This is a genomic window from Aeromonas sp. QDB17, assembly GCF_027705305.1.
Lineage (GTDB): Bacteria > Pseudomonadota > Gammaproteobacteria > Enterobacterales > Aeromonadaceae > Aeromonas > Aeromonas caviae.
The window spans coordinates 21,612-46,117 of sequence record NZ_JAPDBP010000009.1; the positions used below are offsets into that span (position 1 = coordinate 21,612).

Genomic DNA, 24,506 nt, shown 5'->3' on the forward strand with positions numbered 1-24,506 from the left:
GGATAGCAGAAGGGGCCCACAGGGCCCCTTGTCGACTCAGGCGTTCAGGATGAAACGCTCGATCACCTGGGCGACCCCGTCTTCATCGTTGCGCCCCGTGGTGTGCTGTGCCAGCGCCTTGATCTCGTCGGTGGCGTTGCCCATGGCGACCCCGAGTCCGGCGTAGGCGATCATGTGGTGATCGTTGCCCGCATCTCCCACCGCGATCACCTGGGAGGCATCCAGCCCCAGGTGCTCGGCCAGGGCGGCGACGCCGGTGCCCTTGTTGCTGCGCTTGTTCATGAACTCGAGGAAGTAGGGGGCGCTGCGCACCACGGTATAGCGCTCGTGGAGTTCGGCGGGCAGCTGGGCGATGGCACGGGAGAGCAGGGGCTCTGGGTCAATCATCATCACCTTCATGATCTGCTCGTCGTCGGGCAGGGTGGCGAAGTCCACCAGGTTGATGGGTTGACCGATGAGGCGGGATTCGTGCTCGGTGTAGGGGCTGATCCTGGGGCTGATGAGCCCCTGGCGGACGGAGAAGCCGTGGATGTTCACCCCCAGCTCACAGGCCAGGTGGGCGATGGCACGGGCATCGCTGCCGGTCAGCAACTGGCTGCGGATGATGCGTTGCTCGGACACCTGCTGCACCAGGGCGCCGTTGTAGCAGATGACGTAGTCATCCTGGCCGGTGAGGCCCAGCTCGGTCAGGGCGGCGGTCATGCCTTCCAGCGGGCGGCCGGAGGCCAGCACCACGGTCACGCCCTTGGCGCGGGCTGCCGCGATGGCGGCCTGGGTGCGGGGGGAGATTCGGCCCTCTGGGGTCAGCAGGGTGCCATCCATATCCAATGCGATCAGCTTGTACATCTTCTCACTACCTGAGTCTGGCCGGCCCGCCCGATGGGGCCATGGGGAGGCCGAGTGTAGCGAAAATCGCCGCCGGGATCACGCCGCCTGCCGACGCGGGAGCACGTTGCCCCTCAGCGCTGGCCCTGGTAGGGGGTCAGTTGCAGCTGATCTTCCCGGATGGCGAAGTGGATGGGGCCGTGCTCGATATCGACCCTGTTGTGGTGGTGGGCCATCTCCACCTCGACGCCGGGGAAGAGGCGCTGGGTGGCGATGATGTCCATGTTGGCCATGAGCGCCTGCAGCTCCCGCTGCGCCTCGGCGAGCTGCTCGTCCAGGCTCTTGCTCTCGTCGAACTGGCGTGTGCGCAGCGCCTTGATCTTCTGCAGGGTCTCGGGATTGCGCTTGTCACGAGGCAGTTGCAGCAGACGCAGGATGAGATCCTGCAGCTTGTCTATCTGCTCGGCGCAGGTCTGTTTGCGCTGGCGCAGCGCCAGCTCCTGCTCCTTCTGGCTGAAATAGCCGCCGAGGATCTGCAACCGGGTCCGGTTGGCCGCCGAGGCTCCGAGCACCGGTGCCATGATGAGCCGGTTGGCGATGTTGATGCCGCCGATGAGGTGCCCCTTGCGCATGGCGCTGTCCCCCACCTTGAGATCCTGGCCGCTGCGGCAATAGCAGTGACTGAGCTGGCTCAGGATATGGATGTCGCCATCGGCCTCCAGCCTGGCGTACTGGGCATAGCTGGCGTGGATCTCCCCCCCGGCGTTGAGGTGGCAGAGGTATTCGTCGTCCGCCAGCTTGCGCCCTATGATGCCGTTGCGCACCGTGATGGTGCCGCCGGATTCGATGTAGCCGCCCTCGACGAAGCCGCCGATCACCACGTCCCCGCTGGTCTTGACGCGCATGCCGGGCATGACGTCCCCGGTGACCAGCAGCGATCCCTCGAACTCGACGTGGCCGTGGCGGATGTCGACCTGCTTGACGTTGAGTACCTCGTCGACCCGCATCCCGGCACGCTCCTGACAGGGGAGCCCCGGGCGGGTCGCCAGCAGCAGGTCCGGATCCTCGGGGGAGAGGCAGGTGCCGTCACCCGGCGTCATGGCGCTCTCCTTGCCGTGGCGGGCGGTCAGGGTCTGGCCCGTCACGGTGAAGCCGTCGATGCCCTGGGTGGCGGGGTGCCTGCGCATCAGCGACGCCCCCGCCTTGACGGTGAGCAGGGTGCCGAGGTCGCGCATGTCCACCTTGCCGTGATCCCGCTCCTGGGGTTTGAGGATCCGCTCGGCTGCGGTCTCCACCAGCCGCTCCAGGCGGGTATCCAGGCCGTGCCTGGCGGCCTTGCCGAGGGCGATGACGGGATTGAGCTGGGCACCGGGGGCCGCCTCACCCGCTGCCTGGATGGCGGCGGCAAGCAGCCGATCGCTCACCCCCTGCTTGACCGTGCTGGCCGCCAGGGCCTCCTGCAACCGGGCCAGGGTCAGGGGCTGGCCACCCCAGTCCGCGGTGATCTGTGCCCTGGCGCTCATCTGGTCCTTGTCCACCTGGATGAGCAGCCTGGCATCCTGGCGCCGGGCAATGGGGACTGGCGGATGTGCGGGGGCATCCGGCTCTGCAATGAGGGCGTTGAGCAGGGTGACGGCTTCACGGATCCCCTCGCCGAGGGGTTCGTAGCGCCGACAGTTGGAGAGTCGCAGCAGGGCCAGGACGTCGCTTTCCTGGATGGGCTCGGTGAGGCCCGGGGTGATGCGCAGGCAGACATAGCTCATGTCGGCCGACAGCTGAAACCACGCTTTGCTTAACACCGGGCCCTCCTTCGTTGTCCCTGTCCGGTTTGCCCCATGCCGGGGCCTCTCCTTGCCGGCATCCAATGCCGCCGGGGCGGATCCAACGCGCAGTATTCGGGTATTTTTCCTTCCGGGTCAATGATCTGAATGCAAATGGGTGAGCCGGGTTGAGGAAATATCGGCTGACGGGAGAGGGGCGGAGCCGGCCATGTCATGGGCTCCATTGCGGTTTTTTAGCGCAATATGCTGACGTTTTATGCTTTCGCTATCCAGAGTGTCCATCATGTTGAAGGTGGCGATGCAAATCACCTTGCCAGGCAGGAAGAGAAGGATTTTAATCTGCCGCCGCCTCAGAGCGAGGACCCTGGTCGCCACCGATCAGCCCCTTTTTCTGTCCAACCGAACGAGCCCCATGACCGCCCAAGGCCACCTGCTGTTTTCCGTCACCTGCGTCCTGCTTGCCCACAAGGTCGAACTGACTCCGGCCCTGGCCGATGCCAGCCTGTGGCACATCGTCCCCATGGCCCTGGCGAGCGCCCTGCTGCCGGATCTCGATCACCCCCGTTCCCTGCTCGGGCGGCAACTGCCCTGGATCTCGGGGCCGCTCTCCCGGCTGTTCGGCCATCGCGGCTTCACCCACAGCCTGCTGGCGGTGGGGATGGGGGTCTGGGGGCTGGCCCAGGTGGAAGCCCCCTGGTTGCTGTCGGGGGCGGTGAAGGATGCCCTCATCGTGGGCTATCTCAGCCATCTGCTGGGGGACTGGCTCACCCCCATGGGCATTCCCCTGCTCTGGCCCTGGCGTCGGCGCTTTCGCCTGCCCGGCCTGCCCCTCAAGAGCGGCGGGGGTTACGAGAGGGCCTTCTGCCTGCTGACCCTGGCGCTCGCCGGGTACTGGGTCCATGGTGGCGCAGGTTTGGCTCACTTCTAGCCCCGGGCGCCCTCCTGGCATGTGGCCGTTCGGGTCAGGGTGAGGTAATCGGCGAGCACCGGCAGCCCCAGCAGGTGGCGGCGCAGCATGTCGAGGGCGGCGAAGGCGAGGATCCGGCGACCGCTTGCGGGATCCGGGTGGCTGATCCTGAGCGTCTGGCCGTGCAGTTGCCCGTCGGCGCAGAGCAGCAGCGGCACGCCGTCCGGCCCGGCACGGCCTATGGTGAGGCTCAGGGGGGCGGCGGGCACCGCCAGTTGAGTCAGATCGTCGCTCAGGGTGTGGCTGAAGCCGGCGGTCAGGGCCGGGTGCCCGTGACACATGGCCAGCAGGGCGCCCCGGCTCTCCCCTTCTTGCAGGTGCAGCGACCGCTCCCCCAGCAGGGCCAGGATCTGGCTGGCAGGCGCCTCGTTGCCACGCCCTACCAGCCAGGGGGCGATGGCCGCAAGCAGCCTCGCCTCGGCGGCGTCCATGTCGGCGGTGCTGGCACCGTGGCCGATGAGCTTGAGCTCGATGAGAGGCATGGAGGAGCGGTAGCCCAGCTCGATGCCGGCAGGCCAGGGGGCCGCATCCAGCATGTCGCTGAGGGCGGACTCCGAGACGCCGAAGGTGTAGAAACGGCGCAGCTCGGTGTCCGTCTCTTCCCCGGCCAGCGCCTTGAGGCGGGGCATGATCTGTTCGCGCACCATCTGCTTGAACTCGAACGGCACGCCCGGGGTGAAGAAGAGCCGGCTCTGGCCGTGGCTGGCCGGGTGGCAGACCACAAAGCCGCAGGCGGTGCCCACCGGGTTGTCGAGGATCTCGCAGTCCCGGGGCAGCCAGGCCTGCTTGGTGTTGCTCCGGGCCATGGTGCGGCCCCGGCTGGCATAGCGTTCGGCCATGGTGGCGAGCCAGTCCGGGAACAGGGTCAGGGGCTGGCCAAACGCCTCGGCCGCGGCCTGGGCGGTGAGGTCGTCCGCAGTGGGGCCGAGCCCTCCGCACACCAGTACCACCTCGGCGCGGTTGGCGCTCTCCTGCAGCACGGCTGTCAGATCCGCGAGGTTGTCCCCCACGGTGGCGCGGCGGCGCACCTGCCAGCCCTGCTCCAGCAAGAGGGCGCTGAGCCAGGCGGCATTGGTGTCCACCACCAGGCCGGTCACTATCTCGTCGCCTGTGCTGATGATCTCGATGCGCATGGGGACTCCTTGGGTGGGGCCAGCCCTCTCAGGGCTTGCCGTGTTCGAAGTAGTAGCTGATCCGGGTGCGGGGGTTGAGGTATTCGAACACCGCCGGGGGCAGGCGTTTGGGCTGGATCACCTTGGCGATGGTCAGCCCGGCCGCGTCGAGGTCGATGATGGCCGCCTCCTGGCGCGGAATGCGGGGGTCGTATACCAGCACTGCGGGGTAGAGCAGGCGGGAGGCGTTGACCGACATCACCAGCCCCACCTGGCCGTTGGAAAGCTGCACCACGCTACCCGGGGGGTAGACCCCCATCAGCCGGATCAGCATGCCGAGGTGATCGGCGTTGAACTGGGACTTGCGCTGCTTGTAGAGGCTGCCGAGGGCCGCGTAGGGCACCTTGGCCTCCAGGTGGCAGAGGTTGTCGTATTCGTTGATGAGGGAGACGATCTGGGTGAGGGGATCGAGCTGATCGCCCTTGAGCCCCTGGGGGCCGGTGCCGTCCAGGTACTCGTGGTGGTTCTGCACTATCTGCTTGGCCGCTTCCGGAAAATCGCTGACCAGCCCCAGCAGTTCCAGGCCGTAGCGGGGATGCTGGGCCATCAGGTTCTGCTCCGGCTTGGTCAGCGGCTCTGTCTTGCGCAGGATCTGGCTCGGGATCCTCAGCTTGCCGATGTCGTGGAACAGGGCCCCCATGCCGACCTGACGGATCGCCTCGGCCGGCAACTTGCACTCCCGGGCGAGCAGCATGCTGAGCACGCTGACGTTGAGGGAGTGAAACTGCAGGCTGTTGCCATCATCGCTGTCAGAGACCAGGTGCAGCACCATCTCGTCTACCGAGAGGAGCTGCTCCGTCATGGCGTTGATCAGCTCCTGGGCCTCGCTGATGGCGTTGAGGGGGCGGGACTGGATCTTGCCCATGAGGTTGCGCACCTGGGCCAGGGATTGGCGGAACTGTTTCTCGCACTGCTGCAGGTCGCGGCGATAGCGCTGCAACTGCTCGATGCGCCGCAGTTTCTCCTGCTGCATCTCCTCCTGGCGGGCGACGAGACCCTCCCCCTCAACCTCATCTGCCTGGGGCTGGGTCTGGCCGAGGGGCTTGGGCGGCGTGTCGCTCTTGTCGGGAATGATGGTCACCAGCTTGAGGCCAAGGCGACGAATGAGCTCGATCTCCTCCTCGCTCTTGAGCTTGAAGCTGGAGAACAGAAACGGGTGCTCACGCCATCCCAAAGGCAGGGAGACATAATTGCCGACTTGCAGCCGTTCTACGGAGATCTTGATTCCTGTCATGGGGTTGGGCACGAGGGACACACTGAGCCGTATGCTAGTCAAAGGGCGGGGTGAATACAAAAGGTATCTGATGACAGCGGGAGCGCTTTATTATAGGCTTCTAGATGTCCAGACATATTTACCGATGCAGTACAGGGAGTCAGCATGCCGATCAAGATCCCGGACCAGTTGCCCGCCGCCGAAGTGCTGGGGCAGGAGAACATCTTCGTGATGACGGAATCCCGGGCCGTCACCCAGAACATCCGCCCGCTGCGGGTGCTCATCCTCAATCTGATGCCCAAGAAGATAGAAACCGAGATCCAGCTGATGCGGATGCTCTCCAACTCGCCCTTGCAGGTGGACGTGGATCTGTTGCGCATCGACGATCGGGAGTCGAAAAACACGCCCCAGGCGCACCTGGAGAACTTCTATCACGACTTCGAGCAGGTGAGAGGCAACAACTACGACGGCATGATCATCACGGGGGCGCCGCTCGGGCTGGTGGAGTTCGAGGAGGTGGTCTATTGGCCACGCATCGTCGAGATCATCGAGTGGTCCCATCAGCATGTCACCTCCACCCTCTTCCTCTGCTGGGCGGTGCAGGCGGCGCTGAAAGCCTTGTACGGCATGGAGAAGCAGACCCACGGCGAGAAGCTCTCCGGGGTCTATCGCCACCACCGCCTCGACGAGCATGAGGCGCTGCTGCGCGGCTTCGATGACGAATTCGTGGCGCCCCACTCCCGCTATGCGGCCTTCGACGGGGATCTTATCCGCGCCCACACCGATCTGCAGATCTTCGCCGAGTCGGAAGAGGCGGGCGTCTATCTGGCCGCCACCAAGGATTGTCGCCAGGTGTTCGTCACCGGCCATCCGGAATATGACGCTCTGACCCTGGATGGGGAATACCGGCGGGATCTGGCGGCCGGGCTCACCCCCGTCATTCCGGTCAACTATTACCCGAACAACGACCCAAGCCAGACCCCGCGCGCCACCTGGCGTAGCCACGGTCACCTGCTGTTTTCCAACTGGCTCAACTATTACGTCTACCAGTTGACCAGCTACAAGGTGGAAGACATCGGCAAGGTGTTTACCTACCAGCAGCCCAAGGGATAGAGCCCATCAGTCCGCTCCGGCCAGCCGCCGCCCACGGGTATCGAGCCAGTGACGGTGGCAGGCCAGGGTGAAGGCGCGTGGCCGTCTGGCCCGGATGAGGGTCATGGCCTCCTGCTGGGGCAGCCCCTGGGTCATCAGCAGCAGGGCGGCCGCCAGCCCGGTACGCCCGCTTCCGCCGTGGCAGTGAATGGCAAGGTGCCGTCCCTCGCGCAGCAGGGCGAGCAGTCGGGGTTGCACCCCGGGCCAGGCCTGTTCGAAGGCGGCATCCGGTGCCTCGTCATCCGCAATGGGCAGATGGAACCAGCTCATGCCTCTGGCCTGCACCAGCTGCCCGAGAGAGAGGGGCCCGCACAGGGCCAGCTCCTCCACCGTCATCAGGGTCAGCACCCCGCCGGCACCGGCCAGCTGCAACTGGGCAAGGGCGTCGGCCATGGGGACCTGCTGGCTGCCGGGGCAGGGGGTGAGCAGGAGCTGGCCGTCGAGCCGTGGAACGTCCAGGCTCCAGAAGGGATGGGCACTGAGCATGGGGTTCCTCGTGGTGGTCGGGATCAACGGGATCGGCATCCCGCGGGTGCGGCACAGCATAGAGGGGCCGGAGGCGATGTCAATCTGCGTTGTGTTCGGCCCGGTTTACGGGCAGAGTCTAAAAAAATCGAGCGATGCAAGGAGTAAAGATGAGAAACCTGGATCAACTGGACTTGGACATCCTGGCCCATCTGTTTCGCGATGCGGGCATGACCAACAAGGATTTGGCGGCCCTGGTCGGGGTGGCGCCGTCCACCTGTCTGGAGCGGGTGCGCAAGCTGCAGCAGGATGGCGTGCTCAAGGGGGCGCACTGCGAGGTGGATTACCAGGCCCTGGGCGGTCACATCCAGGCCATGGTCTCCTTGCAACTGGCCCGTCACAGCCGCCAGATCATCGATGCGTTTCGCGACGCCATTCTGGCCCTGCCCGAGGTGATCAGCCTGTTCCACATGGGCGGCAAGGATGATTTCCTGGTGCACCTGTGCGTCTCCGATACCGAACACCTGCGCAATTTCGTCTTCGATCACTTCACCTCCCGGGAAGAGGTGGTGCACCTCGAGACCTCCCTGGTGTTCGAGCACAGGTTCAGCCGCTCGCTCCCCTGCTTCCCCCACCCCTGACGGGGCGAGCCGCAAGAAAAAACCGCCCGAGGGCGGTTTTTTTGTGGGCGGTTCCTCAGTTGAGAGCCAGCCGACTGTCCTGCGCCGTCCGGTAGAGCCCCTGCTGATAGGCCAGGCTGCCCCACAGGACCAGCCCCAGGGCGGCATCCTTCATGGCGCCCGGCTGCGGCGCCGGGGTGAGCGTCTCGGTCGCATCCTCGTAGATGAAGCCTTCCGGCGCCCGCTCGGGCTGCAGGATCACCACATCCTTGCCACGCATCAGGGCGAAGTTCTTGTCGTACTGCATGATGGCGCGCCCCGGCCAGTCGGCGGGCATGCGGGTGAGATCCTTGCCCAGCATGGGGTAGTCGGCACTGATGCCCATGAGGGAGAGCAGGGTCGGGGCCATGTCGATCTGGCTGACGATGCGGGGATCCTTTCTCGGTGCTATGCCGTCCCCCAGAATGACCCCTGGGATGTGGAAGCGGGGGATGGGCACCAGACTGGCTCCCCCGACCCGGCTGTCGTGATCGGCGATGACCAGGAACAGGGTGTCCTTCCAGTAGTCCGATGCCCTGGCCTTCTTGAAGAACTCGCCGACGGCGTAGTCCGCGTACTTGGCGGCGTTGTTGCGGGTCTGCTTGGGCTGCTCGTACAGGGCGATGCGGTTGTCGGGGAACTCGAAGGGATCGTGGTTGCTGGAGCTGAACACCAGGCTGAAGAAGGGTTTGCCCTCCTTGTGCAGCGCCGCGAAGGTCTCGTTGGCCTTGGCCATCAGATCTTCATCCGAGGCACCCCAGGATCCCTCGAACACCGGGTTCTTGAAGTCCTTCTGCTCGACGATGGTGGTGAAGCCGTTGCCGAGGAAGAAGCTGCGCATGTTGTCGAAGTGGCTCTCGCCGCCATAGATGAAGCTGGTGTCATAGCCCCGCTGCTTGAGCAGGTCGGCGATGGTGAAGAAGTTGGTCTGGCTCTTGCCGAGCTTGACCACGGCCTGGGCCGGGGTCGGCGTGAAGCCGGTGAGCACCGCCTCGATGCCGCGTACCGAACGGGTACCGGTGGCGTAGAGCTGCTCGAACGCCCAACCCTCTTTCGACAAGGCATCGATGTTCGGGGTGAGCGGCAGGCCGCCGAGGGAGCCGACGAACTGGGCCCCCAGGCTCTCTTGCAGCAGGATCACCAGGTTTTTGGGCTTGCCCTGGTAGCTGGCCGTGTTGAAAGTCTGGCTCGGCAGATCGGCAGAGGTGAAATCGCCGAGAGGGCGGCCGCTCTCCTCGCGGACTATGTCGAGTACCTGATGGTCAGCCATCTTGCCGTAAAACTGGCTGGCGTCCTCCTCGGCCCCCATCTGCTTGATGGCAAAGAAGAGGGAGTAGGCGGAGTTGACGGTGAGGGCGTTGACCAGGGGATCGTCCGCAAAGGCCACCATGGCTGGGTTCAGGGCGCGATGGCCGAGACTGGAGCGGGCGCCGAGGAAGCCGACGGCGAGGATCAGCAGGGCGAAGGCGGGGCGCCAGTACCAGCGGGGGAAGCTTAGGTCACGTACCAGGCGGCCGCTCAGCCACCAGCCACCGCCGAGTACGGCGCCGCTGAAGATCACGGCCAGCAGCAGCTCGCCCTTGCGGCCAGCCCATAGCATGGAGAGCACCTCCTTCGGATAGATGAGGTACTCCACATAGAGGCGGTTGGGGCGTACCCCGTATTCGGTGACGAAGGCGGGAGTGGAGATCTCGAGAAAGAGCATCAGCCAGAGCCCCAGGGTGAGCCAGATCCGGATAAGCTGCATCCAGAGCCGCCCCGGCACGTGGGGTCCGGCCAGCAACTGGGTCAAGACGGCGGGTACGCCCCAGACCCAGCAGAGGGTGGCAATGTCGACCCGAATGCCTTGCAGCAGCATCTCCTGCCAGCCAGAGACGGCATCCACCCGTTCCAGTTGCCAGAGCCCCAGGCCAAGGCGGCTGACGGTCAGGGAGATGAGCGCGATCAATGAAAAGACGGCAATGGGCCAAACCGGTCCCAGCCATTGTTTGATGGTGGTCATATTGTTCCTGCAAACCTGTTTGCGCCCAGTCCCCGGGCGCATTGTTGTTATGGTGCAGGAGTATGACAGTGGCGCCTGGCAAAGGTTGCATGGGGGGGAGGTATAAATGGAGAAGCTGGCACGTTTTATGATTTTTTTGTGACGGGATGCAGGGTTCTAAGAGAGCATAAAACGCTGGGGAAACTGTGATCCTGCTGGCACATCGAGACAATGGTCGTGCCTATAATGGCGCCGGATTTCTCAATCGGAGCCGAAGGGATGCCGGTCTTCATCGATGTGGAATATATGCAGGGCTGGTCTCTGTTCGTGGTGCTCTCCGACGGCACCACAGGCGTGCTGGATCTCACCCCCTGGCGCGGCCAGCCGCTGTTTGCGGCCATGGAGACCGAGCGTCGCTTCGCCCGTGTCTTCATCGATCATCGCCATCAACTGGCGTGGCCCTCGGGCTTCACCCTGGCGGCCCACGAGGTCTACCACCTGATCCTGCCCATCGACGAGCGCACCGCCTTCCCCGATCGCAACATGCATCGCTTCTGACATGCTAACTCGTTGAGTCAGGTAACGTTTTCAGTCACAGACCCGCGTCGGTCAGGTCGTTATCATGACCCCAGTGCGGCGCTTTGGGCGCCCATCCACCACAGCGGGAACATAACAATGAAACAAGGAACGTTGCGTCGTGGCGGCCTCATCGGGGCCGCCCTGTTACTGACGGCTTGCGGCAGCGGGGGAGGCGGTGGCAGCAGTGACCCCCAGCCTCCGGTGGTCAATCCACCCCCCGCGTCGGCCAGCCGCGCCTGCTACGGCAATGATCAGCCAGCCTGCAACCTGCGCACCTACCAGGTGATGGTGGAGTCCTTCGTTGACGGCGACGGCAGCGCCAACTACGGCGTCGGCTACGGCCCCTCCCGGCACAACGGCGATCTGCAGGGGATCATCGACAGCCTGGACCACATCAAGAGCCTCAACGTCAACGCCATCTGGCTGACCCCGGTGTTCGACTCCTGCGCGGGGCAAGGCGGTGACGACAAGCTCGATGCCACCGGCTACTTCGCCTGCGACTTCTTCAACGTGGATCCCAACTTCGGCAGCAACGCCCAGCTCAAGCAACTGGTGGACGGGGCGCACCAGCGCGGGCTCTATGTCTTCCTCGACGGGGTGTTCGGCCACGTCAACAAGGTGGGGGTGAGCAAGCCTTCACCAGAGGGGCGGCTGCCTGCCCTCAAGAGCGGCGGCGCAGGCTACCCGGGCCAACTGGTGGATTACGGCCAGCCCGAGAGTCTGGCCTACTTCAAGGAGGTGGCCCGTTACTGGGTCGAGCAGTACGGCATCGACGGCTGGCGCCTCGATCAGGCTTATCAGTTGGGGCTGGATGACTGGCGCGCCATTCGCAGCGAGGTGGCGCGGGCCAGCGCGGCGCGCAAGGCCGCCGGCCAGCAGTGGGGCACCCTCGGCTACATGGTGGGGGAAGTGTGGAAGGGCGCCGACGAGATCCGCGCCCAGGCCTATGGGCCGAGCGACAACCCGGCGCTCTCCTCGGCGTTCGACTTCCCCCTGCGCTACGGCCTGGTACAGGCGCTGGCGGTGGAAGAGTCCGGCAAGGGCGGGCAGGGGGCCAGCGTGCTCGATGCCAGCTGGAACAAGGTGGAAAACTACCCCAACCATGCCATGCCGAACCTGATGCTGGGCAACCACGATCTGGTGCGCTTCGGCGATCTGCTGGAGCGGGGCAACTTCAATGGGGCGGACTACTGGCAGCGCCACAAGGCGGCCTTCAGCTTCATGGCCGCCCGCTCAGGTCCCATTACCTTCTACTATGGCGAGGAGTTTGGCGACGAGGTGCCTGGCTTTGCCAGTCAGGTGGGGGGCGACTGTGCGGCCCAGGGGCTCTGCGATGATCACGTGGCCCGCAGTGATGGCAAGGTCCCCGGTGTCACCGGCTTCGTGCCGAGCAGCGAGCAGGCCGAGCTCAAGCAGTGGCTGAGCGACCTGCTGGCCCTGCGCGCCGCCCACCCCGCCCTCTATCAAGGGGAGCGGGTCAAGCTGGTGGCCGAGGGGAGCGTCTATGGCGACATCAAGCAGACGGCGGGCGAGCAAGTAGTCTACCTGCTCAACATCTCCACCACGCCCCAGAGCTACGCCGTGCCGGTCGGCAAGCTGCGCAGCGGCAGCGCCCTGGTGGATCTGCAGAGCGGCGAGAACCTGGCCATCGGTGGCAGCAGCGTGACGGTGGACTTGCCGCCCCTCACCGGCCGCTTCCTGCTGGTGCGCTGAGGGAGGCGGGCAACAAAAAGGGCTCCATAATGGAGCCCTTTTTCATGGTGGCGGCTTACTTCTCGATGCCGCTGCCCAGATCGTCCCGGCGGGAAGTGACCGAGGACTCGGCCCCGTGGCGCCAGTGTTCCAGCCGATTGTGCACCCCGCGGCGCAGGCTCTTGAAGCTGGCTTCCAGGTAGTCCACCCCCACCAGGATGGAGAGGGTGACGACGGTGAGCAGCAGCGCCTGATGCAGCATGTCCATGCCGATGAGGGCGCCGAGGGCGGCCAGCATCCAGATGGCGGCGGCGGAAGTCACCCCCAGCACCTGACCATCCCGGGTCATCATGACCCCGGCCCCGAGAAAGCCGACCCCGGTGATGAGCTGACCCAGCACCCGCGCCTGATCGGCGCCCTGAGGACTGACGGCGGCGCCTATGGCGAGAAAACAGTAGGTGCCGAGCACGATGAGGGAAGAGGTGCGGATCCCCACCGGCTTGCCGCGAAGCTGCCGCTCCAGCCCCACCAGGGTGCCACACACCAGACAGACCAGGATGTTCTCCCAGCCAAGGGGCGCGATGTCCCACCACTGCATTGTCATCATATCCACCTCTGCTCGCGATGCTTGTTATCCTGTCGCGCTCTGCCCCCGGTTCTCCAGCCGCTGGCGGAAGGCCCGGGCGAGGCGCTCGTAGAGGTCCTTTGCCTCCCTGTCTTCAATATCGCCACGTATCCAGGGGTTGTCGATGATTTCCAGCAACACGCAGCCCTGACCCTGCTGGCGCAGATCCACCCCGAACAGGCCGTTGCCGAGCTGGTGCACGGCGCGGCGGGCGGTTTGCAGCACCCGCTCCGGCACGTCGCTGAGGGGCAGCGCCTCGATGCGGCTCATGTCGAGGGGGTGTTTGCGGCGACGGATGCGGTTGCCGGGTTCGGGTCGGTAACGGCGGCAGGCGAACAGCGGCGAGCCGTCGAGAAAGCCGATGCGCCAGTCGAACTCGGCAGGGATCCGGCTCTGGACCAGCAGCAGGGCGGAGCGGGCCAGCCCCTCGTCCAGCAGGCGGGCGAGCTGGATATCATCGCTGGCCATGGCGAGGTCGCGCCCCTGGGCGCCGTCGGGGATCTTCACCATCAGCGGCAGACCGAGGCGCTGCACCAGTTCGTCCACATGCTGGCGACCGCGGCGGGTCACGACGGTGGTGGGGGGCATGGGCACGCCGCTGCGCACCATCAGCTCGTAGAGATAGAGCTTGTTGCTGCAGGCGAGGATGGCACGGGAACTGTCGATGACCGGCATCTTGAGCTGCTCGGCACGGCGGGCAAACTCGAAGGTGTAGTGGCCGACCGCGGTCTCGGCGCGCAGCCAGAGGGTGTCGAACTCCGGCAACCGCTCGATGGCCGAGGGGGGCAGGATCTCGGCCTGGATCCCCTGGGCAGCGGCCGCCTTGATGAAACGCTCCAGCGCCAGAGCATCGCTGCTGGCGCGGCCGTCGTTGGGGTCGACCAGGATGGCGAGCTGGTAGCGTGGCGCCGTCTGCTCCTCGTCCCCCGTGCCCACCAGCGCCTGGGCGTGCTGCACCATCAGCGCCTTCTCGCTCGGGCTCAGCGCCAGCGGTGACAGGCTCTCCTGCTGGCGCACCGACCAGCCGTGGCGACCGCGCTTGAGGGTCAGCTCCTGCAGCGGCAACTGGCTCAGGCCGTAGTAATAGCGGGCGAGCCCCGCCAGCTCGCTCTGTTCGCACTGGCCGAAGATGGCGCGCACCCGGATCCTGTCTTCGCTCTGCTGGGCCAGCCAGCCCTGCAATTTGCGCCACAGCTTGGCGGGAGGCTGCTGGGGCTGCAGCCGGCTGATGGCCTGCAATCCGGACAGGCAGTGGTGGCCGCGGGCCTGGGCCAGCAGGGAGCAGTAATAACCGGCCCCCAGGTGTTCCAGGCTGCGGCAGAGGTTGATGATGCGCGGACGCCCCCCTGTGGTGGGCAGACCGTGTTGCAGGTAGGTGCGGGCGGTCAGCAGATAGTCGGCATGGCAGGGCCAGTCGCCCGGCTCCTCGACGATGACATAGGTACTCATATTTTCAGGCTCCACAGAAAGGACTGCCAGAAACGGCAGGATCCCCAGTGGGCTTCGATGCACCGACAAGCACGATAATGGCGCGAGGGGAAACAAGAGGTTACAGTGCCTAATATTCTGCCTTGGTAACTTGTGATACAAGTCGCATTTCTGGTGCTGAGGATAAATAACCGAACAAGGACTCCCCGTGTTGACCGTGCGCGCCGCCCGAGCCGATGATTTGGGCGCCATCGTGAAGCTGGAACGCTACTGTTTTCCCCCCGAGGTCGCCTTCGGCCGCAGCCGCTGGCACTATCTGCTCAATCAGGCCAAGGGGCGCACCCTGCTGCTGCAAGACGAGAAGGCGCAGGTGATGGGCTATTTGAGCGTGCTGGAGCACAAAGGCTGGGATCGTCTCATCATCCAGACCCTCGCCATCCGCTGGACCGTCCGCCGTCAGGGGTGGGCACGCCGTCTGCTGGAGCAGGTGATCCGGGAAGGGCGCGAGGCCGGCTGGGGGGCGATTCGCCTCGAGGTCGCCGACGCCAACCCAGAAGCCAGGACCCTCTATCAGGTGCTGGGGTTTCGCCCCAGGGTACGGCTGCCCGATTATTACGGGCCCGGCCAGCATGCCCACCGCCTGGTGCTGGCGCTGGGGGATGAGCGGCAGGCGCCATCATGAGTTGCGAGGATTGCCTGGCTACGGCCATCAGGGCCAAGCTCGGGCGCTGCGCGGTCTGCGCCGCCCAGACCTTTCTCATCGGGGTCGTCGGCTGGCTGGTCTGGTGGTGGTGCGGCGCCGATACCTCGGTCAACGCCCTGACCGGCCTGCTGTTTGCGCTGGGGGGCTCGGGTCTCTTCCTGCTGCATCTGGCGGTCTTCGCATGGCGAAAGCTGGGCAAACACGACATATAACGTGCTGATTTTTCAAGAAGACAAATAACAATGGAGGTTCACATGATTGCAATGGTAACAGGCGCCTCGTCCGGCTTTGGTGAGGCCATCAGTCGCCTGCTGGTGAGCGCTGGCCACCGGGTGATCGGCACCGGGCGCCGCGCCGAACGGCTGGCCGCCCTGGCCGAGGAGCTGGGCGAGCAGTTCCTGCCTCTGGTGTTCGACGTCCAGGACAAGGCTGCCACCCGCGCCGCCATCGAGGGGCTGCCGACCGAATGGCAACAGGTGGACCTGCTGGTGAACAACGCCGGCCTGGCTCTGGGGCTGGAGCCTGCCCACAAGGCGGATCTGGAAGACTGGGAGCAGATGATCGCAACCAACATCAGCGGCTTGACCCTGATCACCCGGTTGCTGCTGCCGGGCATGGTTACGCGCAACCGCGGCCACGTCATCAACATCGGCTCCATCGCAGGGACCTATCCCTATCCGGGCGGCAACGTCTACGGCGCGACCAAGGCGTTCGTGAAGCAGTTCAGCCTCAACCTGCGTGCGGATCTGGCGGGCACGGCGGTGCGTGTCACCAACGTGGAGCCCGGCCTGTGTGGCGGCACCGAGTTCTCCAACGTGCGCTTCCACGGTGACGACGCCAAGGCGGCCACCGTCTATCAGGGGGTGCAGGCCATCCTGCCGGAAGACATCGCCAATACCGTACTCTGGATCAGCGAGCAGCCCGCCCACGTCAACATCAACAGCATCGAGATCATGCCGGTGGCCCAGACCTTCGGCCCGCTCCACATCAGCCGTCGCTGATGTCATGACGAGCCGACTTCTGTCCACAAGAGGCGCCTTCGGGCGCCTTTTTTTGATGGGTCTGGTCGCACTCGTCATGGAATGCAGAAGGAGGCGTGCTGTGACCCCGTGCTGAACCGTCGAAAGAGGGGGGTACTCAAGTTGGCCTGCATTTTGCTGTCTTAGGCCCATGGCGGGGAAACCATCCCCGGAGCCGGCGAGGCCGGCAGTGAGCGTGGAGCCTTCATGGATATCAAACCCTATGGTCATCAACTCGCCCAGAGCGCGTCCCAGAACCGTGCCCTGGCGACCCTCAGCGACAGCGACGACAAGCAGAGCGGCTGGTCTCAGCAGGTCAGCCTCTCCAGTCAGGTGCTGACCGGCAAGGCGCAGCAGGCGTTGACCTACGAGCATCTGGCCAGGAACGGCAAGAACACAGTCCTGACCGGTGGCGTCAAGGATGCGCGGGTGCAGCAGATGGTGGACAAGGCCCTGGGCTTTGATCGCAAAAAATTTGACGATCTCGAGCGTCAGCTCAAGGGGATAGCGGATGACAAGACGCTCTCTGCCGAGGAGCGCGAAACGCAGAGCAAGGACCTGGCCGCGCAGCGCGATGCCATGCTCAAGGAGGCCATGGATCGCCTCACCGGCAAATCCGCCTCCCAGGCATGATGTGATTCAAACGGCAATCTTTTGGCGTTAAAGGCAAGGGGTTGCCCCCTTGCCACGGGGCTGGCAGGCCGTGGTCAGGGCTCAGGGACTCTGGGGGGTGATGCCGATGGCGATGGCGGTGGTCTGCACGGCCTTGATCTGGTCCCCCTGGGCGATGAGGGCAAACTGGGCCGGATCCTGCACCTTGAGGGTCAGGGTGTGGTCGACCCCCTTGACCCGGATGGTCTGGTGCGCCTTGTCCACGTCGATGACGTCGGCATAGATGGTTACCTGCATGCCGGCGCCGGCTGCGGGTTTCTCCCCGGCGGCCGCCTTGCCCCCTTCCACTTCCACCACCCGTTTTCTCACCCCGGCGGTGCCCTTGAGCAGGGTCAGGTCCAGCAGTTGCAGATATCTCAAGGCCACGACATCTCCCACCTTGAGCTGGGGAAGGTTGGTCACCTCCTCCCCGGCGATCAGATCCAGGGTCTGCCCTTCAGCATTTTTCAGGCTGACCTTGCGGGTGGCCAGGTCGATGGCGGTGACGGTTGCCCTGGCCGTCAGTTCTTCGGCCAGACTGGCTTGTCCGGGGGCCACGGCCACATGGGTGGTGACCTCGGCGGCATAGAGCAGGGGAGGGGCACAGAGGGTGAGGGCACCCGCAATCCAGGCGTGCTTCAGTTTCATGATAGAGACCCAGTGAGTGGGAAAGGGACCCCGGGAGGGGCTTGAGGGGGCGACGAGCGCGTCTTCCCGCTATCACCATAGCAAAGCCGGGCAGGAGCGCCCGGCATCGGCAAGCTGGCATCGTATTTTTGACGACAGGATCCCGTTTTTTGACCTGATGGCACGGCAGGCGCACAATTCCCCGGCATGCAATCAACCGAGGGCTCTGCCGTGTACAACTTCCAATATGCCAATCCCACCCGCATCTGCTTTGGTGAAGGCCAGATAGCCATTCTGCCCGAACTGATCCCGGCCGGCAGCCGTCTGCTGGTGTTCTACGGGGGTGGCAGCATCAAGCAGAACGGGGTCTATGAGCAGTTGACCCAGGCGCTGGCGGGCCGGGAGTGGCTGGAGTTTCCCGGCATCGGCGCCAACCCCCAGTACGATCAGCTGATGGAGGCGGTGGCTCTGGTCAAGCGCGAGCGCATCGACTTCCTGCTGGCGGTGGGTGGCGGCTCCGTGGTGGATGGCACCAAGTTCGTGGCCGCCGCGGCCTGCTTCGAGGGGGACGATCCCTGGGAGATCCTGCGGGACAAGGCCCCCATCAAGGCAGCGCTGCCGCTCGGCTGTGTGCTGACCCTGCCGGCCACCGGTTCGGAGAGCAACCCCGCCGCCGTGGTGAGCCGGGGGGAGGCCAAGCTCTCCTTCTACAATCCGCTGGTGCAACCGGTGTTTGCGGTGCTGGATCCCGCCACCACCTACAGCCTGCCGCCGCGCCAGGTGGGCAATGGCGTGGTGGATGCCTTCGTCCACATCCTCGAGCAGTACCTCACCTTCCCGGTGGGGGGCGAGGTGCAGGATCGGCTGGCGGAAGGGCTGCTGCAGGTGCTGGTGGACAACGGTCCGCGGGCGCTGGCGGAGCCCACCAACTACCAGGTACGTGCCAACCTGATGTGGGCTGCCAGCCTGGCCCTCAACGGCCTCATCGGTCGCGGTGTGCCCCAGGACTGGTCCACCCACGCCATCGGTCACCAGCTCACCGCCCTGCACGGGCTGGATCATGCCCAGAGTCTGGCGGTGGTGCTGCCCTCCCTGCTGCGGGAGCAAGCGGCCCAGAAGCAGGAGAAGCTGGCCCAGTTCGCCGAGCGAGTATGGCACTCCAGCCGGGAGGACAAGGCACTGCGCATTGAGGAGGCGATCATCCGTACCGAGCAGTTCTTCCAGCAGATGGGGGTGGGTACCCGCCTCGCCGACTATGGTCTGGATGCGCGCTGCATCCCGGGGATCTGTTCCAACCTCAAGCTGTTCGGCCTGACCGCCCTCGGGGAGCAGCAGGACATTGATCCCGACAAGGTAGCGCGGATCCTCTCTCGCGCCCTCTAGGCCTGAGTCCCTTGGCCAAGGGGCGATCTGGACAATAAGTGCGGCCAGGATCCTCTCCCACGCGCTGTAAGTCATCCTGGCAACCATAGTGGCGCGGATCCTTTCCCTCGCCCTCTGATCACCGGCTGACCAACGGAAAAGAGAACGCCCCGATCATCGGGGCGTTTTGCAGGGTGTCGCCGGGCGCACAGCCGTTTATCCGGCGCTGCGGTCCAGCTCGCGCTCCAGCGCCGCCGCCTTCTGGCGTGCCGGATGAGTGTTGAGTCGCTGCCAGTAGGCCTCAAGGTGCGGGAACTGGGCCAGCTGGCCGCTCTGGGCCAGCAGATCCACCAGGAAGGAGTTCAGGATGTCGGCGCCGGTGAGGCGATCGGCCACCAGGTAACGGCGGTTTGCCAGCACCTCATCGAGATAACCCAGCACCTTGGCGCACTCGGCTTTGGCGTAGTCCGGCAGGAAGCGCATCGGGCTGCCATCCTTGCGCACGAACATGTCGAGTAGCAGCGGCAGAATGCCGGAGCTCTCGGCGAAGTGGAGCCACTGCAGGTATTCGGGATACTCCGGGCTGTCGGCGGCCGGTGCGAGCCGGTCCGGGGCGTGGCGGGCGATCAGGTACTCTGTGATGGCACCGGATTCCGCCAGCACCCGGCCGTCAAACTCGATGACCGGCGACTTGCCGAGGGGGTGGACGGCCTTGAGCTCTGGCGGCGCCAGAAAGGTGGCGGCATCGCGCTGGTAGGCCTTGATCTGGTAGGGCAGGCCCAGCTCTTCAAGCAGCCAGATGATGCGCTGGGAGCGGGATTTGTTCAGGTGGTGCAGGACTATCATGGAAACCTCGACGCAGTGACGGAAGGCGGTGATACGCAGCGCCCCGGCAGCAGGTTCACTGATGGATGAAAAAGAGCGGGCGTGGTGCCCGCTCCTTCGTCGATTGACTCAGGCCTCCAGCGCCTGATCCAGGTCCGCCAGTATGTCCTCGATGGCTTCGATCCCCACCGACAGCCGGATCATCTCAGGTTTCACTCCAGCCTTGGCCTGCTCCTCTTCGCTCAACTGGCGATGGGTGGTGGAGGCGGGGTGGCAGGCCAGGGACTTGGCGTCGCCGATGTTGACCAGCCGCTTGAAGATCTTGAGGGCATCGTAGAAGCGCACGCCCGCCTCGTAGCCCTCCTTCAGACCGAAGGAGAGGATGGCCGAGGGGCGACCGGCCATGTACTTCTCCGCCAGCGGGTAGTGGGGGTGACCCGGCAGACCGGCGTAGCTGACCCAGGCCACCTTGGGGTGGTGCTTGAGGTGGTGGGCCACCCGCAGAGCGTTGTCCACGTGGCGCTCCATGCGCAGGCTCAGGGTTTCCAGCCCTTGCAGCAGCAGGAAGGCGTTCATCGGCGCCAGCGCCGCCCCGGTATTGCGCAGCGGCACGGTGCGCACCCGGCCGATGAAGGCCGCCGGGCCGAAGGCCTCGGTGTAGACCACCCCGTGATAAGAAGGCTCGGGTTGGGTCAGCTGGGGGAAGCGCTCGGCGTGATCCGCCCAGGGGAACTTGCCCGAGTCGACGATGACGCCCCCCAGGGAGTTGCCGTGGCCGCCGACATATTTGGTCAGGCTGTGCACCACGATGTCGGCGCCGTGTTCGATGGGTTTGCACAAGACCGGAGTGGCGACCGTGTTGTCGACGATGAGCGGCACGCCGCGGGCGTGGGCGGCCTTGGCCAGGGCGGCGATATCGACGATGTTGCCCGCCGGGTTGCCGATGCTCTCGCAATAGACCGCCTTGGTCTTGTCGTCGATGAGGGCGGCGATGGCCTCGGCGCTGTCATCCTTGGCGAAGCGCACCTCGACCCCGAAACTTGGCAGCATGTGGGCGAACAGGGTGTAGGTGCCGCCATAGAGCTGGGGGGTGGAGACGATGTTGTCACCGGCGGCGGTCAGCGCCTGGATGGCGTAGGTGATGGCGGCGGAACCTGCCGAGACCACCAGGGCGGCGATCCCCCCTTCAAGGGCGGCCATCCGTTGTTCCAGCACATCGTTGGTGGGGTTCATGATGCGGGTGTAGATGTTGCCTGGCACCGCCAGATTGAACAGATCCGCCCCGTGCTGGGCGCTCTCGAACTCGTAGGCCACCGTCTGGTAGATGGGCACGGCCACCGCCTTGGTGGTGGGGTCGCTGGAAAAGCCGTGGTGCAGGGCCAGGGTCGCATCTTTCATCACACACTCCTTGTTGGATGTCACCATTATGGATGGATAGACGTCCAATCTAGCAGTCCTGGCGCCGATGTAAACCACCCATTCCGGCAAAGCAATGCCGGGGGATGGGGGTGACCGGATGGCGTCGGTGACGGCAACCTCAGAGACGGCGGCGATACTCCCTGTCGTCTATCTGGTGCATATCCCACTGCATCAGGCGGTTGAGCTGCACCATGGGATCTTCGACCAGCGTCAGAGGGCGGGGCAGGATCCTCAGGAAGTAGCGACGGAGGGTTTGCTGGATCCGGTTCGGTTTGAGGGGGGTGGCATGGCTCATGATGGTGCTCCTGTGCTGTGGTTCTCACGTTCGCCAGCAGTATTGAGCTAAAATGCGGAAGTAAAAACTGATGACTTTCAGCCAATGGATTTCCTCTTTTATGCCTACTAGCCGCCTTTATCAGCAATTTCAACGGCTCGCCCAGCAGCTTGGCTGCGACGAGCGGGAGATCAGCCTCGCCGAGGTGGCGGATCTGCTCTGCTGCACCCCCCGCAATGCCCGCCTGCTGCTGCGCCGCATGGAAGGGCAGGGCTGGCTGTGCTGGACGGCGGAGGCTGGGCGGGGGCGGCGCTCCCGCCTCACCCTGCTCGACAACCAGGAGAGCCTGACCCGGCGCCGATTGCGGGATCTGCTGAGTCAGGGCCAGCTGGCGCAGGCGGTGCGGCTGGCCGAAGATCGCCTGGATCTGCTCACTCCGCTGCTTATCGAGCAGCTCGGCCAGGCCACCCGGGAGGGGCGCCAGATCCTGAGGGTGCCCTACTACCGGCCCCTGCCCGGTCTGCTGCCCACCGCGCCCTTGCGCCGCTCCGAAGTTCACCTGAGCCGCCAGATCTTCAACGGTCTGACCCGGCGAAACGAGGAAAATGGGGAAATAGAGGGGGATCTCGCCCACTACTGGGAGTGTCTGGCCCCCTGTCACTGGCGCTTCTATCTGCGCCCCGTGGTGCGCTTTCACCATGGCCGCGAACTGGTGGTGGAGGATGTGATGGAGAGCCTGCAGGCCTTGCGGGATCGCCCGCTGTTCGCCCATCTGGCACGGCTGGAGAGCCGCTGGCCGCGCACCCTGGACATCCATCTCGACAGCCCGGATCCTCTGCTGCCGCACCTGCTGGCCGAGCCGGTGGCGGCCATCCTGCCGCGGGAGCTCAAGGGGGAGGCGAATTTCGCCCTGCAGCCGGTGGGCACCGGCCCCTATCGGGTGAGCGCCAACGACCCCCTGCACCTGTGCCTCGAAGCATTTGACGACTACTTCGGGCTGCGGGCCCTGCTCGACGAGATCGACATCTGGATGCTGCCGGAGCTGGCGGAGCGGCTGGAGAGCCACGTCAGGCTGGGCAGCGACACCCCGGAGCTTGGTTCCATGCGCGGGGAGTCCGAACTGGAATCCGGCTGCTACTTCCTGCTGCAGGACGACAGATCGGCCCCCCTGCAGGACCCGGCCCTGCGCCAGTGGCTGACCCGGCTGCTCAACCCCATCGCCCTGATGGCCCGGGTGGCACCCGAACTGCAGCGGGGCTGGACCAGCGCATTGGGCCTCCTGCCCCACTGGCGCGAGAGCCTGCCTCTTCCCGAGCCCGGCCCGGTCAGCCTGCCAGCGCGGCTGGTACTGGCCTGCTTCAACCAGCATCTGGAGTTCAACGAGTGCGCCAGCGCCATGAGCAGCCTGCTGGCAGAGCAGGGGATCCAGCTCGAGGTGCGTACCCTGGACTACGGGCGCTGGGTGAGCGGGGAGGATGAAGATGTGGATCTCTGGTTCGGCACCCTCAACCTGGAACATGAGCACGCCTTCGCCCCTTACGCCTGGCTTCAGGGCACCCCCTTGCTGCGCCGGGTGTGGGGCGGCCAGCAGGCCCTGTGGCAGGGATTGACGCAGTGGCGCGCCCATGGTGAAGAGCCCGGCCCCCGCGCCCTGCTGGCCGAGGTGCAGCGCCAGAGCTGGTTCGTGCCGCTGTTTCACCACTGGCTGGAGCTGGAGAGCCGGGTCGGCGTGCACGGTGTGCGCATGACGGCCCTTGGCTGGTTCGATTTTCGCAGCGCCTGGTTAAAGCCCGAGCAGGTGGCGCAGGAGCCGGAAACCGGCGGTGGCTCTCACCCCCAGGCAGGGACGCTTGAGTCGGACGGGTTGGCGCGCTAGCCTGTGCGCGGTCCTACGACAAGGAGTCGACATCCATGCTGGAAATGCAGATCCAACCCCGTTTTCAAGAGACGGACGCCCTCGGCCACATCAACAACACGGTGCCGGCGGTCTGGTTCGAATCGGCCCGTGATCCCCTGTTTCGCCTCTTCTCCCCCGAGTTGGATGTGCATGACTGGCATCTGATCATCGCGGGCTACACGGTGCAATTCAAACGGGAGCTGTTCTATGGCCAGATGGTGTCGATCAAGACCGGCGTGCGGCGTATCGGTACCAGCTCCTTCACGCTCTGGCAGGAAGCCTGGCAGGGCGGCGAGCTGGCGGTGACCGCCGAGACGACCCTGATCCATTTTGACTACCGGACCCGGCAGTCCATCCCTTTGAGCGAGGCTCACCGGGAGGGACTGAGGACCTGGCTGGTAGAGAGTTAATCCGGCCTTCGGGCCCACCACAGGACACTTATGCGCACAACCGCGATCGCCCTGAGCCTCGGCTTGGGACTGGGACTCTGCTCCCTGCCTTCATTAGCCGCCTCCCTGGCCGAGCAGTTCACCCTGATGGAGAAGGGGGCCGACAGCGCCCTCGATACCCGCTTGTTCAGCCACGATGGCGTTGACATCAAGGCCTGGGTCGACGGCACGCCCGTCATCATCGCCGTGCCCATCCTGAACGAGCAGGGCAAACAGGAAGGGGAGAGCCGTTACTACTTCAAGGGCGGCAAGCTGTTCGGGGTGAAGGAGCCCGCCGCTCAGTTCGCCTTCGATGACAGTGGCAAGCTGACCCAATGGCTGGACGACAAGGGGCAGCCTGCGGAGTTTGTCAGCAAGATGAGCATGCAGCAGCGGGAAGCCTGGCTGACCAGACGGGCGGCCGAGCTGGGCGGGTTGTTTGCACCGAGCACCGCCGAGGAGAAGGCTGACAAGGGGGGCGTCAAGCTCAAGGGGGCCGAGCTCGCCCAGTGGCTCTGCAATGGCAAGCTGATGGCGCTTGCCGGAGGTGACAAGGTGACCTTCGAGCCGGCCAAACTCAAGAGGAGTGCAGAGGGCATCAAGGGAGAAGTTTCCCTGCGCCAGGAGAAGGGGTGGCAGGATCTCTGCCTCACCTGCGAGGTGCAGGGCAACCGGGTGACTCGCCTCACCTGGCAGCCGCTGCCGGGTGCCAACAAGCCGCAGTAAGGGCGGCAGCGTCAAAGAATGGGGGCCCACTTGCGG

Annotated in this window: 25 protein-coding genes; 13 read left to right on the plus strand and 12 right to left on the minus strand. The window is 65.2% G+C overall.

Features of this window, described 5'->3' with window-relative positions; all coding sequences use genetic code 11:
- Positions 1-36 precede the first annotated feature (36 nt).
- Complete coding sequence (yidA, locus tag OKC41_RS09370) at positions 37-846, minus strand: sugar-phosphatase (RefSeq protein ID WP_201894568.1); 810 nt, start codon at positions 844-846, stop codon at positions 37-39.
- 113 nt (positions 847-959) lie between these two features.
- Entirely contained in the window at positions 960-2,624 is a 1,665-nt protein-coding gene (locus tag OKC41_RS09375; protein ID WP_327790101.1) for a FapA family protein, read from the minus strand.
- A gap of 394 nt (positions 2,625-3,018) precedes the next feature.
- Here OKC41_RS09375 and OKC41_RS09380 point away from each other — a divergent pair, with 394 nt between their 5' ends.
- Positions 3,019-3,534, plus strand: a complete 516-nt coding sequence (locus OKC41_RS09380) for a metal-dependent hydrolase (protein WP_010672710.1) — start codon at positions 3,019-3,021, stop codon at positions 3,532-3,534.
- Here OKC41_RS09380 and OKC41_RS09385 read toward each other — a convergent pair.
- The gene (locus tag OKC41_RS09385; RefSeq protein ID WP_201894569.1) at positions 3,531-4,706 is read right to left on the minus strand and encodes a CinA family nicotinamide mononucleotide deamidase-related protein; all 1,176 of its coding nucleotides are present in this window, start codon (positions 4,704-4,706) and stop codon (positions 3,531-3,533) included. The two genes, OKC41_RS09380 and OKC41_RS09385, sit on opposite strands and share 4 nt — an antisense overlap.
- 28 nt (positions 4,707-4,734) lie before the next feature.
- A complete protein-coding gene (locus OKC41_RS09390) occupies positions 4,735-5,979 on the minus strand; it encodes an HD-GYP domain-containing protein (RefSeq protein WP_029313584.1) in 1,245 nt (414 codons plus the stop codon).
- 144 nt (positions 5,980-6,123) lie between these two features.
- On the opposite strand from OKC41_RS09390, the gene metA reads away from it, so the two are divergent.
- Entirely contained in the window at positions 6,124-7,071 is a 948-nt protein-coding gene (gene metA, locus OKC41_RS09395; protein ID WP_010672713.1) for a homoserine O-succinyltransferase, read from the plus strand.
- A gap of 6 nt (positions 7,072-7,077) precedes the next feature.
- Here the strand turns inward: metA and OKC41_RS09400 are convergent, their stop codons facing one another.
- On the minus strand, positions 7,078-7,596 hold the full coding sequence (locus OKC41_RS09400) for a tyrosine-protein phosphatase (RefSeq protein WP_010672714.1): 519 nt from the start codon (positions 7,594-7,596) through the stop codon (positions 7,078-7,080).
- A 149-nt stretch (positions 7,597-7,745) separates the two neighbouring features.
- On the opposite strand from OKC41_RS09400, the gene OKC41_RS09405 reads away from it, so the two are divergent.
- A complete protein-coding gene (locus OKC41_RS09405) occupies positions 7,746-8,216 on the plus strand; it encodes an Lrp/AsnC family transcriptional regulator (protein ID WP_010672715.1) in 471 nt (156 codons plus the stop codon).
- Between the two features lie 55 nt (positions 8,217-8,271).
- Here OKC41_RS09405 and OKC41_RS09410 read toward each other — a convergent pair whose 3' ends face one another.
- Positions 8,272-10,236: an LTA synthase family protein gene (locus tag OKC41_RS09410; RefSeq protein WP_010672716.1), complete on the minus strand. Its 1,965-nt coding sequence runs from the start codon at positions 10,234-10,236 to the stop codon at positions 8,272-8,274.
- Between the two features lie 258 nt (positions 10,237-10,494).
- On the opposite strand from OKC41_RS09410, the gene OKC41_RS09415 reads away from it, so the two are divergent.
- Entirely contained in the window at positions 10,495-10,773 is a 279-nt protein-coding gene (locus OKC41_RS09415) for a DUF2442 domain-containing protein (RefSeq protein ID WP_010672717.1), read from the plus strand.
- 117 nt (positions 10,774-10,890) lie between these two features.
- Complete coding sequence (locus OKC41_RS09420; protein WP_201894570.1) at positions 10,891-12,507, plus strand: alpha-amylase family protein; 1,617 nt, start codon at positions 10,891-10,893, stop codon at positions 12,505-12,507.
- Positions 12,508-12,562: 55 nt separating this feature from the next.
- Here the strand turns inward: OKC41_RS09420 and OKC41_RS09425 are convergent, their stop codons facing one another.
- Together OKC41_RS09425 and OKC41_RS09430 are read right to left on the minus strand one after the other, a co-directional pair.
- Positions 12,563-13,093 carry an MgtC/SapB family protein gene (locus tag OKC41_RS09425; RefSeq protein WP_029313589.1) on the minus strand — a complete coding sequence of 177 codons (531 nt, stop codon included), beginning with the start codon at positions 13,091-13,093 and terminating at the stop codon, positions 12,563-12,565.
- 24 nt (positions 13,094-13,117) lie between these two features.
- Positions 13,118-14,560 carry a RimK family protein gene (locus tag OKC41_RS09430; protein WP_270671921.1) on the minus strand — a complete coding sequence of 481 codons (1,443 nt, stop codon included), beginning with the start codon at positions 14,558-14,560 and terminating at the stop codon, positions 13,118-13,120.
- 187 nt (positions 14,561-14,747) lie between these two features.
- Between OKC41_RS09430 and OKC41_RS09435 the strand changes: the two genes are divergently transcribed.
- From OKC41_RS09435 to OKC41_RS09450, 4 genes are all read left to right on the plus strand, one after another.
- Positions 14,748-15,221, plus strand: coding sequence for a GNAT family N-acetyltransferase (locus tag OKC41_RS09435; RefSeq protein ID WP_029313591.1), 474 nt, complete (start codon positions 14,748-14,750; stop codon positions 15,219-15,221).
- Positions 15,218-15,454 (plus strand): DUF3624 domain-containing protein, encoded by a 237-nt coding sequence (locus OKC41_RS09440; RefSeq protein WP_010672722.1) that lies wholly within the window; start codon positions 15,218-15,220, stop codon positions 15,452-15,454. The genes OKC41_RS09435 and OKC41_RS09440 overlap by 4 nt, the downstream gene beginning before the upstream one ends.
- Positions 15,455-15,496: 42 nt before the next feature.
- Positions 15,497-16,243: an SDR family oxidoreductase gene (locus tag OKC41_RS09445; RefSeq protein WP_167825748.1), complete on the plus strand. Its 747-nt coding sequence runs from the start codon at positions 15,497-15,499 to the stop codon at positions 16,241-16,243.
- A gap of 225 nt (positions 16,244-16,468) precedes the next feature.
- The gene (locus tag OKC41_RS09450) at positions 16,469-16,894 is read left to right on the plus strand and encodes a hypothetical protein (protein ID WP_029313593.1); all 426 of its coding nucleotides are present in this window, start codon (positions 16,469-16,471) and stop codon (positions 16,892-16,894) included.
- Between the two features lie 81 nt (positions 16,895-16,975).
- Here OKC41_RS09450 and OKC41_RS09455 read toward each other — a convergent pair whose 3' ends face one another.
- Positions 16,976-17,560, minus strand: a complete 585-nt coding sequence (locus OKC41_RS09455) for a hypothetical protein (protein WP_119197228.1) — start codon at positions 17,558-17,560, stop codon at positions 16,976-16,978.
- A 186-nt stretch (positions 17,561-17,746) separates the two neighbouring features.
- Between OKC41_RS09455 and OKC41_RS09460 the strand changes: the two genes are divergently transcribed.
- The gene (locus OKC41_RS09460) at positions 17,747-18,922 is read left to right on the plus strand and encodes an iron-containing alcohol dehydrogenase (RefSeq protein ID WP_270671922.1); all 1,176 of its coding nucleotides are present in this window, start codon (positions 17,747-17,749) and stop codon (positions 18,920-18,922) included.
- Positions 18,923-19,117: 195 nt separating this feature from the next.
- Here the strand turns inward: OKC41_RS09460 and OKC41_RS09465 are convergent, their stop codons facing one another.
- The 3 genes from OKC41_RS09465 to OKC41_RS09475 all read right to left on the minus strand — a co-directional run bounded on the left by OKC41_RS09465 (position 19,118) and on the right by OKC41_RS09475 (position 21,440).
- A complete protein-coding gene (locus OKC41_RS09465) occupies positions 19,118-19,747 on the minus strand; it encodes a glutathione S-transferase family protein (RefSeq protein WP_201894572.1) in 630 nt (209 codons plus the stop codon).
- 108 nt (positions 19,748-19,855) lie between these two features.
- A complete protein-coding gene (locus tag OKC41_RS09470; protein WP_201894573.1) occupies positions 19,856-21,124 on the minus strand; it encodes an O-acetylhomoserine aminocarboxypropyltransferase/cysteine synthase family protein in 1,269 nt (422 codons plus the stop codon).
- Positions 21,125-21,263: 139 nt separating this feature from the next.
- The gene (locus OKC41_RS09475; RefSeq protein WP_080767934.1) at positions 21,264-21,440 is read right to left on the minus strand and encodes a hypothetical protein; all 177 of its coding nucleotides are present in this window, start codon (positions 21,438-21,440) and stop codon (positions 21,264-21,266) included.
- Positions 21,441-21,540: 100 nt separating this feature from the next.
- Here OKC41_RS09475 and sgrR point away from each other — a divergent pair, with 100 nt between their 5' ends.
- The 3 genes from sgrR to OKC41_RS09490 are packed head-to-tail and all read left to right on the plus strand — an operon-like array spanning position 21,541 to position 24,470.
- A complete protein-coding gene (gene sgrR / locus OKC41_RS09480; protein ID WP_201894574.1) occupies positions 21,541-23,295 on the plus strand; it encodes an HTH-type transcriptional regulator SgrR in 1,755 nt (584 codons plus the stop codon).
- Between the two features lie 35 nt (positions 23,296-23,330).
- Positions 23,331-23,726 (plus strand): thioesterase family protein, encoded by a 396-nt coding sequence (locus OKC41_RS09485; protein WP_052815623.1) that lies wholly within the window; start codon positions 23,331-23,333, stop codon positions 23,724-23,726.
- Positions 23,727-23,756: 30 nt separating this feature from the next.
- Positions 23,757-24,470: a hypothetical protein gene (locus tag OKC41_RS09490; protein WP_201894575.1), complete on the plus strand. Its 714-nt coding sequence runs from the start codon at positions 23,757-23,759 to the stop codon at positions 24,468-24,470.
- The last annotated feature ends 36 nt before the right edge of the window (positions 24,471-24,506 follow it).

What these genes read in the sequence shown, in the direction of transcription:
- yidA (WP_201894568.1), bottom strand. Translation starts at nt 846, where the DNA reads ATGTACAAGCTGATCGCATTGGATATGGATGGCACCCTGCTGACCCCA.
- OKC41_RS09380 (WP_010672710.1), top strand. Translation starts at nt 3,019, where the DNA reads ATGACCGCCCAAGGCCACCTGCTGTTTTCCGTCACCTGCGTCCTGCTT.
- OKC41_RS09385 (WP_201894569.1), bottom strand. Translation starts at nt 4,706, where the DNA reads ATGCGCATCGAGATCATCAGCACAGGCGACGAGATAGTGACCGGCCTG.
- OKC41_RS09390 (WP_029313584.1), bottom strand. Translation starts at nt 5,979, where the DNA reads ATGACAGGAATCAAGATCTCCGTAGAACGGCTGCAAGTCGGCAATTAT.
- metA (WP_010672713.1), top strand. Translation starts at nt 6,124, where the DNA reads ATGCCGATCAAGATCCCGGACCAGTTGCCCGCCGCCGAAGTGCTGGGG.
- OKC41_RS09400 (WP_010672714.1), bottom strand. Translation starts at nt 7,596, where the DNA reads ATGCTCAGTGCCCATCCCTTCTGGAGCCTGGACGTTCCACGGCTCGAC.
- OKC41_RS09405 (WP_010672715.1), top strand. Translation starts at nt 7,746, where the DNA reads ATGAGAAACCTGGATCAACTGGACTTGGACATCCTGGCCCATCTGTTT.
- OKC41_RS09410 (WP_010672716.1), bottom strand. Translation starts at nt 10,236, where the DNA reads ATGACCACCATCAAACAATGGCTGGGACCGGTTTGGCCCATTGCCGTC.
- OKC41_RS09415 (WP_010672717.1), top strand. Translation starts at nt 10,495, where the DNA reads ATGCCGGTCTTCATCGATGTGGAATATATGCAGGGCTGGTCTCTGTTC.
- OKC41_RS09420 (WP_201894570.1), top strand. Translation starts at nt 10,891, where the DNA reads ATGAAACAAGGAACGTTGCGTCGTGGCGGCCTCATCGGGGCCGCCCTG.
- OKC41_RS09425 (WP_029313589.1), bottom strand. Translation starts at nt 13,093, where the DNA reads ATGATGACAATGCAGTGGTGGGACATCGCGCCCCTTGGCTGGGAGAAC.
- OKC41_RS09430 (WP_270671921.1), bottom strand. Translation starts at nt 14,560, where the DNA reads ATGAGTACCTATGTCATCGTCGAGGAGCCGGGCGACTGGCCCTGCCAT.
- OKC41_RS09440 (WP_010672722.1), top strand. Translation starts at nt 15,218, where the DNA reads ATGAGTTGCGAGGATTGCCTGGCTACGGCCATCAGGGCCAAGCTCGGG.
- OKC41_RS09445 (WP_167825748.1), top strand. Translation starts at nt 15,497, where the DNA reads ATGATTGCAATGGTAACAGGCGCCTCGTCCGGCTTTGGTGAGGCCATC.
- OKC41_RS09450 (WP_029313593.1), top strand. Translation starts at nt 16,469, where the DNA reads ATGGATATCAAACCCTATGGTCATCAACTCGCCCAGAGCGCGTCCCAG.
- OKC41_RS09455 (WP_119197228.1), bottom strand. Translation starts at nt 17,560, where the DNA reads ATGAAACTGAAGCACGCCTGGATTGCGGGTGCCCTCACCCTCTGTGCC.
- OKC41_RS09460 (WP_270671922.1), top strand. Translation starts at nt 17,747, where the DNA reads ATGCAATCAACCGAGGGCTCTGCCGTGTACAACTTCCAATATGCCAAT.
- OKC41_RS09465 (WP_201894572.1), bottom strand. Translation starts at nt 19,747, where the DNA reads ATGATAGTCCTGCACCACCTGAACAAATCCCGCTCCCAGCGCATCATC.
- OKC41_RS09470 (WP_201894573.1), bottom strand. Translation starts at nt 21,124, where the DNA reads ATGAAAGATGCGACCCTGGCCCTGCACCACGGCTTTTCCAGCGACCCC.
- OKC41_RS09475 (WP_080767934.1), bottom strand. Translation starts at nt 21,440, where the DNA reads ATGAGCCATGCCACCCCCCTCAAACCGAACCGGATCCAGCAAACCCTC.
- sgrR (WP_201894574.1), top strand. Translation starts at nt 21,541, where the DNA reads ATGCCTACTAGCCGCCTTTATCAGCAATTTCAACGGCTCGCCCAGCAG.
- OKC41_RS09485 (WP_052815623.1), top strand. Translation starts at nt 23,331, where the DNA reads ATGCTGGAAATGCAGATCCAACCCCGTTTTCAAGAGACGGACGCCCTC.
- OKC41_RS09490 (WP_201894575.1), top strand. Translation starts at nt 23,757, where the DNA reads ATGCGCACAACCGCGATCGCCCTGAGCCTCGGCTTGGGACTGGGACTC.